This is a genomic window from Psychrobacter sp. AOP31-B2-9 (genome assembly GCF_052378005.1).
GTDB lineage: Bacteria > Pseudomonadota > Gammaproteobacteria > Pseudomonadales > Moraxellaceae > Psychrobacter.
In genome coordinates, this window is the sequence record NZ_JBQSXG010000114.1 from 1 (window position 1) to 10,042 (window position 10,042).

The window sequence follows — 10,042 nt, forward strand, 5'->3', positions numbered from 1 at the left end:
GGTGGGGCTAGGTTTTTCAGGCTTATATCAACATGTCGATGCTACTCAGCTACGCCTAAGCACTATTCCTCTAGGAATGACACCTATCGCTTATCTATCATTTAATGAACAAGGCTATAGTAAGTATTGTCGCGATTATAAGGAATACTGGCAGTGGGTTGCTAATCGTAATGAATCACGCTATCAAGCTACTATGACTCATGCTAAAGAATACGATGCCAAAAATATGATGCATACGATTCGTCTGCTTGAGGTGGCGTACGATATTGCAATGACTGGAAAAGTAATCGTCAAACGCCCTAATCGTGACGAACTACTCAATATTAAATCAGGTGCACGAGAGTATAATTCGATTTTGACTCAAGCAGATCAATTGAGTGCTAAGATTTTAGAGGCATTTGAAAAAAGCCCTTTACCAGAACAACCCAATGAACAAGCCGCTCTGTCGGCACTGGTTGTAGTAAGAGATCAGTTATATTCAAACGTCAATTAGACTCATTTGTATAGATCGGCTATATCGTCATATCCGCTGGCCATACTAATATATAGCCTGCACCCAGTTTCCTTGTGTCGAAGTTATCTGAACGCAACTATACCGATATAACACCCGGTTACTTAATAAAAAAGCCCAATCCCCTACTTTATAGGGATTGGGCTTTTTACCATGCTAAGTCTATTACCTCACTAGCCTGCGTCTTTACTCTCAGCAGCCAGTTGACGTAGTACATAGTGCAATACACCGCCATGGCGCACGTATTCACGCTCTTTTGGCGTTTGTAATATAACATTGACCTCAAAGTTCTCGGTAGAACCATCGGCACGAGTGGCCGTAACGTTGGCCGTTTTGCTCTCGCCATTGTCTAAACCTGTGATGCTCAATACTTCCGAACCATCCAACTTATAAGTAGCTGCATTTTCACCGTCTTTAAAGGTCAACGGCAATACGCCCATACCCACTAGGTTTGAGCGGTGAATACGCTCGAATGAGCTGGTTAATACGGCTTTTACGCCGAGTAAAATCGTACCTTTGGCTGCCCAGTCGCGGCTGGAACCAGAGCCGTACTCTGCTCCGCCGAGCACGACTAACGGACGCTTGTCTTCTTTGTACTTCATCGCTGCGTCATAAATGGGCATTTCTTCGCCGTCTTGGAGCGTTGCACTATCACCATTGAAATAATAGGTGTAACCGCCCTCTTTACCGCCCATCATAGTGTTTTTGATACGGATGTTGGCAAAAGTACCACGAGTCATAACGGCATCGTTACCGCGACGTGAGCCATAGCTGTTAAAGTCTGCTTCCATCACACCACGCTCCTGCAAGTATTTACCTGCTGGTGAGTCCGGGTCGATATTACCCGCTGGTGAGATATGATCGGTGGTGATCGAGTCACCGAACAGACCTAGGATACGTGCACCTTGGATATCAGGAATACCTTCTGGCTCCATGGTCATACCATCAAAAAACGGTGGGTTCTTGATGTAAGTTGACTCCTCGCTCCACGGATACAACTGGCTATCTGCTGAGCTAATCGCATTCCACGCGGCACTGCCGTCAAACACTTCGCCGTAGTTTTTGCGGAACATATCAGCATCGATGTTATTGGCAATCAACTCATTGATCTCATCAGAGGTCGGCCAAATGTCTTTTAAGTAGACATCATTGCCGTCTTGGTCTTGTGCTAGTGGATGGGTCGTTAGATCAATATCGACCGTACCTGCCAATGCATAAGCTACCACTAGCGGTGGTGATGCCAAATAACTGGCCTTCACATGTGAGTGAATACGACCTTCAAAGTTACGGTTACCTGATAGCACCGCAGCAGCGACCAAGTCGTTTTCTTCAATGCCTTTCTCAATAGCCTCAGGCAGTGGTCCTGAATTACCGATACAAGTTGTACAACCATAACCTACTAGGTAGAAGCCTGTTTTTTCTAACTCATCCATCAAATGGGTTTTTTCTAGATAATCTGTCACCACTTTTGAGCCTGGAGCCAGTGAAGTCTTGACCCATGGTTTGGCTTTTAGACCTTTGGCCGCTGCTTTTTTGGCGACCAAACCCGCACCAATCATTACTGCTGGGTTTGAGGTATTGGTACAAGAAGTAATGGCGGCAATAACTACCGACCCATCTCTCAATTTGTGCTGCTTATCATCGATACTGACAGTCGAAAAGACGTTATTTGCCGGAGCATGCTGAAGATTGTCATCACTTGTATCGACTTCTATCTGTGGTTCAGCAGCCAAATCATCTGCTTGCTCTTGCTCGCCGCCTTCTTGATCAAAGCGTATTTTACCATCCGCTTCTATTTTACGGTCTTTGTTCATCTTCTCTAGCGTTTCGCCAAACTTCTCATGCATATCAGACAGGTTAATACGCTGCTGTGGCAGATTGGGGCCAGCCAATGCTGGTTGTACAGAAGATAAATCCAGCTCTAACTTACTCGAATAAGTCGCCGCTGGTGTATCGGCATCGTGCCATAGGCCTTGCGCCTTGGCATACTGTTCGACCAACTCAATCTGTGCTTCATCACGACCTGATAGACGCAGGTAATCAATCGCCATTTGATCAATTGGGAAAATACCACATGTCGCACCGTACTCTGGTGACATATTGGCAATGGTCGCGCGATCCGCAAGCGGCATACTGTGTAAGCCCTCACCATAAAACTCAACGAACTTACCGACCACGCCATGTGCGCGCAGCATCTCAACCACACGCAGTACCAAATCAGTTGCCGTGACGCCTTCGGTCAGCTTACCTGTCAGCTCAAATCCGACCACTTGTGGAATCAGCATCGATGAAGGTTGACCGAGCATCGCCGCTTCCGCTTCGATACCGCCCACGCCCCAACCAAGCACCCCGATACCATTAATCATAGTGGTGTGACTGTCTGTACCGAAGACGGTGTCAGGATAGGCTGTCAGCTCGCCATCGACATCTGCGGCCATAACCACACGTGCTAAATACTCAAGGTTGACCTGATGCACGATACCCGTTGCTGGCGGTACGACAACGAAGTTTTCAAAGGCGTTACGCCCCCAATGTAGGAACTCATAACGCTCGTTGTTGCGTTTGAATTCAATCTTTTCGTTGAGATCAAGCGCGTCCTCGCGGCCATAAGCATCGACCTGTACAGAGTGGTCAACGACCAGCTCACTAGGAATAAATGGATTGATCTGCTCAGCATTACCGCCAAGCTCGACCACGGCATCACGCATCGCAGCCAAATCAACCACTGAAGGCACACCAGTGAAATCCTGCAAGACCACACGCGCTGGCATAAAGGCAATCTCTTTTGACGCCTCAGCACCTGCATCCCAGTTAGCAACCGCTTCGATATGGTTTTTGCCTACAGACTGACCGCCATCTTCGTTACGTAGTAGGTTTTCTAATACGATTTTCATGCAGAATGGCAGCGTTTTGATATGCTCATAGGTTTCGGTCAGCTTTGGTAGGCTGTAGTAGGCATGTTCCTTGCCATCGACCGTAATCGTGTCTTTTACATCAAAAATATCGCTCATAGTAGCTTCCTTATCATTGTTATATATCCTGAACATAAACGGTTTAACGCTTATGCTGATAATTGGTGGCTAGATAAATCCTTCATCATTGTTTGTTAGAGATAATTGTTTGTTGGAGACAATCGTTACTTGGAATCTGATGCATAAATTCAAACCTTAGATTCAACAATAACGTTCTTTTACCATAACAAAGATGTCGGCCTTTGTTAACGCCTAGACGTAGTCAAATCGTGGCACAATCGTAAACGTAATAAAGGCTTAGATACTCACTGCTGTCTATCGCCCTTATTACTTTGCATTCATTATTTTTTTGCGACGACCACTGCGAAACACATAGTTATCATCGTAAAAGCGCGGATCAATATTGTCTGACCAAAAGTGTGGCACACCTAAAATAGGCAGTGGTGCAAGCTGTTGCGGTTTGACGTCATCGTTTGATAATAATGTATTCATATATTCGGCAACCTTATTATCCAAGCGGCTCATACGCTCAGCTAATGATAAGGCAAAGAACGCTTGTGAAACATGAATGACAATGCTGTGAGCGCATAGAGGTTTGCGTGGATGTATCAGTTGCTCAAGTAAGGCATGACCAAAGATATAGACTGCGGCTTGAGCACTCGAACTTGGTTGTTTTGGATTGTCCCATTGAGCGCGTGGCACCACCAAACTTGCCTGCCAATTAAAGTCAATCAGCGCTTCGCCGATATTTGGATCTACCGTGACGAGCACGGCGCCATTTTCATCAAATACAGTGATAGTATCTCGCACACGCCCTCGACGCTCACTGACTCCTTGTGCTGCTATCTCTAACATATGATAATAATTGAGCAATGCCTTAGTCTTCGGAAACGTCAGCCAAATACTGCCGTTAAATAAATCATGTAAATTATCACGCGTCGGAATATTACCAGTCGTTGCAATAAAACTTTCATACGCCTCACCTTCAGGTAGCGCATCCTGCGAGACAAACTTTAAAGCTTGCACTTGATTGTCTTCAGTCGGCTTGGTAGTAGGTAGAAAGCCCTGCGTCTCTTTCCTCTGCCGATTAATCGCAGTATTTAATATATCAGCGATGACATCTATTAGCGGCTCCTCAATCACCGCACCTGCTATTTCATTTTTTGGTGCTGCTATTGTGCTTAGATTTTGAATGGTTTCACTGATACTACTCAGTTGGTTAAGGTGACACATCCATGGTGATTGCCAATCAATCTCGGCAAAGTCTTTATCAAGCACGGTAGCGCTCTCAACACGGACATCAGAGTCAAGAATGACAGGTAAATCATTAGTGGGCATAAACGCTTTCTCTTAAGGGTTGTCTATATTAAACGTATGAGCGGGCTATGGTATCATGGTGCCCTTTTTTACGACTAGATGAGCCGCTCAAAAGGTCTTTTTGAGCGCGATGGATAAATGAGTTTTTATGGCAAATTTCAACACCCACTTGAACGTTGCATTTATGGTCAGTGGCACGGCGAGTCTAACGGTTTATAAAGCTGGATTGATCAATGACTCGGGGTTTTTAGTGTGCGTGGCACTTGGCACCATCGGTGGGTTGTTACCAGACTTGGATTCGGATAATTCAACACCGATTAAGCTTGGGTTCAACATTACTTCGTTTATTTTCGCCTTTGGTTTAGTCATGCATTGGCGCAGTGAACTGAGTTTATTATCATTGATGGCGTTATGGCTGGTAGGCTATGGCTTTATGCGCTATGTGGTATTTTATGTATTCACCAATATGACGGTGCATCGCGGTGTGATTCACTCCGTTCCTTATATGGCAATACTCGGACTGGGATTAACTTATCTCAATTATTTTGTACTACAGTTGCCACTAACGACCAGCTGGTTTTATGGTTTGTTTTTATTTGGTGGGGCTATGGTACATTTAACCCTAGATGAGCTTTATAGCGTTAACTTATCCAATATGAAAATGAAGCGCTCATCAGGTACTGCGATGAAGTTTTATCAGCATGATGATAAATGGTGGTACTGTCTACTGTACATTATCCTTTTGTTGCTGCTGTATGTTGCCCCGCCTTTTGAGCCTTTTTGGCAACAGCTACGTGATCCAGCACCTTGGGCACAGCTCAAAGTCGGTATGCTGCCTGATATGATAGAGAGTATGCGGCGTTAAAATCTGACAATGTTATAGTCAATCCACTATAAAATAAATGCAGCTATACGGATTAGATTTGCGCAGCCTCGGTCTGCGTAGGCACAGCAAGCAAGACAAATTTAACCCGTATCGTATGGTTATATCTCTTTTATTTAGGACTAACTATATAAACTACAGAACCAAATCCCGAAAAAACCTTGAGTAAAATATGCAACCTTCCCTACAGACTTGCCCTTGCCAAATCAATCCAGCATCAACATCGGTAGGCTCAACGCCACTATCCTATCAAGACTGCTGTCAGCCTTATCATGATGCTTTTTATAATGACAAAATTGATCAGGTAGATGGTATGAGCGCAGAGACAGCCGAGCGGCTCATGCGGTCGCGCTATAGTGCATTTGTGTTGGTAAAACCAGATTACATTGTAAAAACCACCGTACCTGCACAGCAAGCATTACTTGACGTACAGTCGATTGAGAGTTGGGCAAAAGAAACGGACTGGGCAGGACTAGAGATTGTAAAACACACCCCAAAGCTTGGTAAACGGCACGCGCAAGTTGAGTTTAAAGCCTATTTTAAGACGCCAAATGAATTACAGACGCATCATGAGCTATCTGCCTTTGTAAAGGTAAAAAGCAAGGCTGATAACGATGCGCGCTGGTACTTTTTAGATCCGACGGTTGCGATGACTATCACGCAAAAGCAACCGTGTATTTGCGGGTCTGGTGAGAAGTTTAAGCGGTGTTGTGGAGGTTACATTTAAATAGTATCAGATGTTTATCACTTCCTAAACACTCGCCCCGACCGCGCGTGCAATCGCAATCCCTTCATCAATCGTCAAAAACTTGCGCTGGCTTGGACTGTCTTGATAAATGACATCACCATCTTGAAATATTAGGCACTCATTTACCGCTAACTGTGGCCACTTCTCATTTTCAGTCAATGGTACGGTGACCAAAATAGTGACTTTGTCCGTATCTGTGGTCACATCACCAAAGTTAATCGCCATATCATCATCAGCCAGTTTTGCTTCACCAAATGGCGCTTTACGCGTAAGATAAAACAATAAACTACCCGCATAAGCCAGCTGCCACTTGCCATTTGATATCAAACAATTAAATAGTCCATTAGCAGATAGATAACGGCATTGTGTGGTCAAAAAGTTAAACAATGTCTTGTCGTCAGGACGCGACTTAAAGCTGCTCTTTAGGCGATTAACCAAATAACAAAAGGCCATCTCTGAGTCAGTTGAGCCGACGGGCTGACAATGTGAGGCATTGCCATTGTCCTGCAGACGCTGACAGCGTTTAATGAACTCGCTATTCATCTGACCGTTGTGCGCAAACACCCACTGCTCACCCCATACCTCACGCACAAACGGATGGGTATTGGCCAAGCAGTTCTGTCCTTGCGTCGCTTTACGAATATGCGCAATGACGTTCATGGCTTTGATTGGGTAGTTATTGACCAAATCAGCGACTGGTGACAAATGGCTTGGGCGATTGTCATGAAACAAACGCAGCCCCGTTGAATCATTTACCGTTTCGTCATTATTCACACAGTCACTACGCTCAAAGAACGCAATACCAAAACCATCTTCATGACTGTCCGTCATGCCGCCACGCTTGCGAAACCCTGCAAAGCTAAAGCCAATATCCGTTGGAGTATTACAGTTCATTCCTAAGAGTTGACACATTTAATCGTTACCACCATTGTTATTATTGAGCGCATCAAAGTCAGCATCACTCATTTCATCAAGCAGCGCTGCACCATCAGTTGGTATGGTATCCAAAATACGCTGAGCTTCTGCTAAATCCGTATCTTGTACCCATAGCACCGCGCCTGAGTTCATGCCTGGGATACTACTTAACGCTTGCATCGATACCGTAATGTTGTTATTTCTCAGCAAATTGGCATGCAACTCGCCCTGCATATTGGTATCAAAGCGTGCCAGTTTGTGCCAGTTATCAACTTGATCAGTCATGGGTTCACCTCTGAGGTTTTGGTGCTAAATTTTAGTACTGGATGCTGGTACAAAAATAAGTGAATCAGTAATACTTACGGTAATTGATCTAGCTTATATTCTTTGATAGCAGACTCACTACTATTTAATGTGTCCTGCGCTTGCTCGGCTTGCGTGATGTTGCTAAACACACCGACAATTTGATTGTCCTGCTTATTTAATAATACAAATACCGTATTTTGCGATTTTTCGACATGCGCCCAATGGTAAGCGGCCAAACGTTTCATCAAGTCAGGGTTTTTGACCATGATATTATCGCCTGTACGCCCTTCGGTACGGTTGTAATGAATCACATTTAGACGCAATAACCAAAAAATCACTGCCGCTTTTGCTAGCATTACAGGTAGCGCACGTTTTTCATCTTCGCTCATTGCGCGCTTGGCTTCATACCCCTGTAAAAACGCTACCATTTTACTACGATCAAAATGAACTCGTTCATCTTGCTCGGCATCGCCCCAAGTCGTACAAAAGTCATTGATAGTAATGGCAATATCCATCACATAATGTTCGACACTGACTTCGGTAAAATCTAACAAGCCCGTTAATTGCTCCTCACCTTTTTGTAAGTTCCATAGCGTGTTGTCAGCAAACATATCCAAATGACATAAGCCTTTTGGCAAAGTTTCAAGCGGTAAATTGCGGTAAGACTGCCAAATATCACTCATCAACTTGGCTTCATCACCTGGCATAAACTGCATTTCACGGTCACGTACATCGCTCCATGGATATAAAGGCACGCCATATTGCTCAGCAGGCTGTAGCGCTTGCAATGTTTCATGCAGCATCGCTAGTGCTGCACCGATATCATGACACATCGCTGGCGTGGTTTGCTCAGGATGCGAGCCAGCTAGACAGGGAACCAAGGTGATTGCTTTGTTTTCGTAATGAATAACATAGCTGTTCTCACTGTTTGTATTAGCATCAGCGGTATCAGATTCAATCACAGCCAATGGCGCGGCTACCGGTAGCTTGCCATCTAATTGATTGAGGATAATCGCCATTTTTTCGATATCAGCGGGTGGACGCTCTTCAAATAACGTCAACACGTAAGAGTATGCACCATCTACATCGTCAGTTGTTTGAATAAACCAGTTTGAGTTTTTTATGCCTTGGGTAATCGGAATGGCACGCACAAATGATACGCCAAAGCTTTGGCAAAAGGCGGCAAACTGGTCATCGGTTAACTGGGTATAGACGGACATGACATCTCACTTTTGGCAATTAAATAAAAAGTTAAATAAAATAAATTTAAGCGGCAATCACAGTAATTGTAACGCGTATAAGCAAACTATGGCGAAAAGCATAATAATCTTACGAAAACCTGCCTGAAACGGCGGGGTTTTTGCTAGACTAGCGCCTATAGAATGAATTGATTATAAGGTGAAAGACCCTATGTTAGCAAAGCGTATCATCCCTTGTTTGGACGTGGACAACGGCCGTGTGGTCAAAGGCGTACAATTTGTCGATATCAAAGACGCAGGCGATCCTGTCGAAGTGGCCAAACGCTACAATGAACAAGGCGCTGATGAGATTACTTTTTTGGACATTACGGCGACCAACGATGAGCGTGACACTACTTATCATACTGTCGAGCGTATGGCCGAGACCGTATTCGTCCCGCTCACCGTCGGCGGTGGCGTGCGTAAAATCGCAGATATCCGCAACTTGCTCAATGCTGGCGCAGATAAAGTGGCGATTAACTCAGCCGCCGTGTTTACTCCGGAGTTCGTTGGCGAAGCCGCGCAGAAATTCGGTAACCAATGCATCGTCGTGGCTATCGATGCCAAACGCGTCGCTGATATCAATGTGAATGGCATTATCGTACCACGTTGGGAAATCTTCACTCACGGTGGTCGTAAGCCAACGGGGATTGATGCGGTGGCTTGGGCCAAAAAGATGACTGATCTGGGTGCAGGTGAATTATTGGTCACCTCAATGGACGGCGATGGCACCAAAAAAGGCTATGACTTAGCATTAATGAAACAAATCACCAATCAAGTGAACATACCTGTTATCGCCTCGGGCGGTGTTGGTAACTTACAACACTTGGCCGAAGGTGTACTAGAAGGCGGTGTCGATGCAGTGCTTGCCGCCAGCATATTTCACTTTGGTGAGTACACAGTGCAAGAAGCCAAAGAATATATGGCAGCGCAAGGTATACAAATGCGTCTTTAGTACGCTTGTAAAACACAAATAAAACAGAAAAAAATGTTATCATAGCGCTAACCACTTATTTTTGTTCAATTAACTGCTGGCGTCGTTGACTACAGCGATTGATTACCATGGTTAATTAACAAGCCAAATAATCAAACTTATTATTTGAACGTATCTATTATAGTTAATCGCTCATTTATACTTACTCCTATATTTAT

9 protein-coding genes are annotated in these 10,042 nt (G+C 44.6%); 4 read left to right on the forward strand and 5 right to left on the reverse strand.

What is annotated here, in order from left to right:
- The coding region (locus ACT3SX_RS11555) for a hypothetical protein (RefSeq protein WP_444761746.1) at positions 1-493 on the forward strand (493 nt) is incomplete at its 5' end.
- Positions 494-684: 191 nt separating this feature from the next.
- Here ACT3SX_RS11555 and acnA read toward each other — a convergent pair.
- The gene (gene acnA / locus ACT3SX_RS11560; RefSeq protein ID WP_192519637.1) at positions 685-3,522 is read right to left on the reverse strand and encodes an aconitate hydratase AcnA; all 2,838 of its coding nucleotides are present in this window, start codon (positions 3,520-3,522) and stop codon (positions 685-687) included.
- Positions 3,523-3,810: 288 nt separating this feature from the next.
- Positions 3,811-4,821 carry a DUF3025 domain-containing protein gene (locus ACT3SX_RS11565; protein ID WP_192519636.1) on the reverse strand — a complete coding sequence of 337 codons (1,011 nt, stop codon included), beginning with the start codon at positions 4,819-4,821 and terminating at the stop codon, positions 3,811-3,813.
- Between the two features lie 127 nt (positions 4,822-4,948).
- Here ACT3SX_RS11565 and ACT3SX_RS11570 point away from each other — a divergent pair, with 127 nt between their 5' ends.
- Positions 4,949-5,665, forward strand: coding sequence for a metal-dependent hydrolase (locus ACT3SX_RS11570; protein WP_192519635.1), 717 nt, complete (start codon positions 4,949-4,951; stop codon positions 5,663-5,665).
- 190 nt (positions 5,666-5,855) lie between these two features.
- Complete coding sequence (locus ACT3SX_RS11575; protein WP_192519634.1) at positions 5,856-6,410, forward strand: YchJ family protein; 555 nt, start codon at positions 5,856-5,858, stop codon at positions 6,408-6,410.
- 24 nt (positions 6,411-6,434) lie between these two features.
- Here ACT3SX_RS11575 and ACT3SX_RS11580 read toward each other — a convergent pair whose 3' ends face one another.
- The 3 genes from ACT3SX_RS11580 to ACT3SX_RS11590 all read right to left on the reverse strand — a co-directional run bounded on the left by ACT3SX_RS11580 (position 6,435) and on the right by ACT3SX_RS11590 (position 8,872).
- Complete coding sequence (locus ACT3SX_RS11580; RefSeq protein ID WP_442069919.1) at positions 6,435-7,343, reverse strand: class II glutamine amidotransferase; 909 nt, start codon at positions 7,341-7,343, stop codon at positions 6,435-6,437.
- Positions 7,344-7,631, reverse strand: a complete 288-nt coding sequence (locus ACT3SX_RS11585; protein WP_225739196.1) for a hypothetical protein — start codon at positions 7,629-7,631, stop codon at positions 7,344-7,346. It abuts the gene before it with no gap.
- 74 nt (positions 7,632-7,705) lie between these two features.
- Complete coding sequence (locus ACT3SX_RS11590; protein ID WP_192519632.1) at positions 7,706-8,872, reverse strand: homoserine kinase; 1,167 nt, start codon at positions 8,870-8,872, stop codon at positions 7,706-7,708.
- 190 nt (positions 8,873-9,062) lie between these two features.
- Here ACT3SX_RS11590 and hisF point away from each other — a divergent pair, with 190 nt between their 5' ends.
- On the forward strand, positions 9,063-9,845 hold the full coding sequence (gene hisF / locus ACT3SX_RS11595; protein WP_192519631.1) for an imidazole glycerol phosphate synthase subunit HisF: 783 nt from the start codon (positions 9,063-9,065) through the stop codon (positions 9,843-9,845).
- Positions 9,846-10,042: the final 197 nt, after the last annotated feature.

Coding starts and splice junctions, on each gene's coding strand:
- acnA (WP_192519637.1), bottom strand. CDS start 3,522: ATGAGCGATATTTTTGATGTAAAAGACACGATTACGGTCGATGGCAAG.
- ACT3SX_RS11565 (WP_192519636.1), bottom strand. CDS start 4,821: ATGCCCACTAATGATTTACCTGTCATTCTTGACTCTGATGTCCGTGTT.
- ACT3SX_RS11570 (WP_192519635.1), top strand. CDS start 4,949: ATGGCAAATTTCAACACCCACTTGAACGTTGCATTTATGGTCAGTGGC.
- ACT3SX_RS11575 (WP_192519634.1), top strand. CDS start 5,856: ATGCAACCTTCCCTACAGACTTGCCCTTGCCAAATCAATCCAGCATCA.
- ACT3SX_RS11580 (WP_442069919.1), bottom strand. CDS start 7,343: ATGTGTCAACTCTTAGGAATGAACTGTAATACTCCAACGGATATTGGC.
- ACT3SX_RS11585 (WP_225739196.1), bottom strand. CDS start 7,631: ATGACTGATCAAGTTGATAACTGGCACAAACTGGCACGCTTTGATACC.
- ACT3SX_RS11590 (WP_192519632.1), bottom strand. CDS start 8,872: ATGTCCGTCTATACCCAGTTAACCGATGACCAGTTTGCCGCCTTTTGC.
- hisF (WP_192519631.1), top strand. CDS start 9,063: ATGTTAGCAAAGCGTATCATCCCTTGTTTGGACGTGGACAACGGCCGT.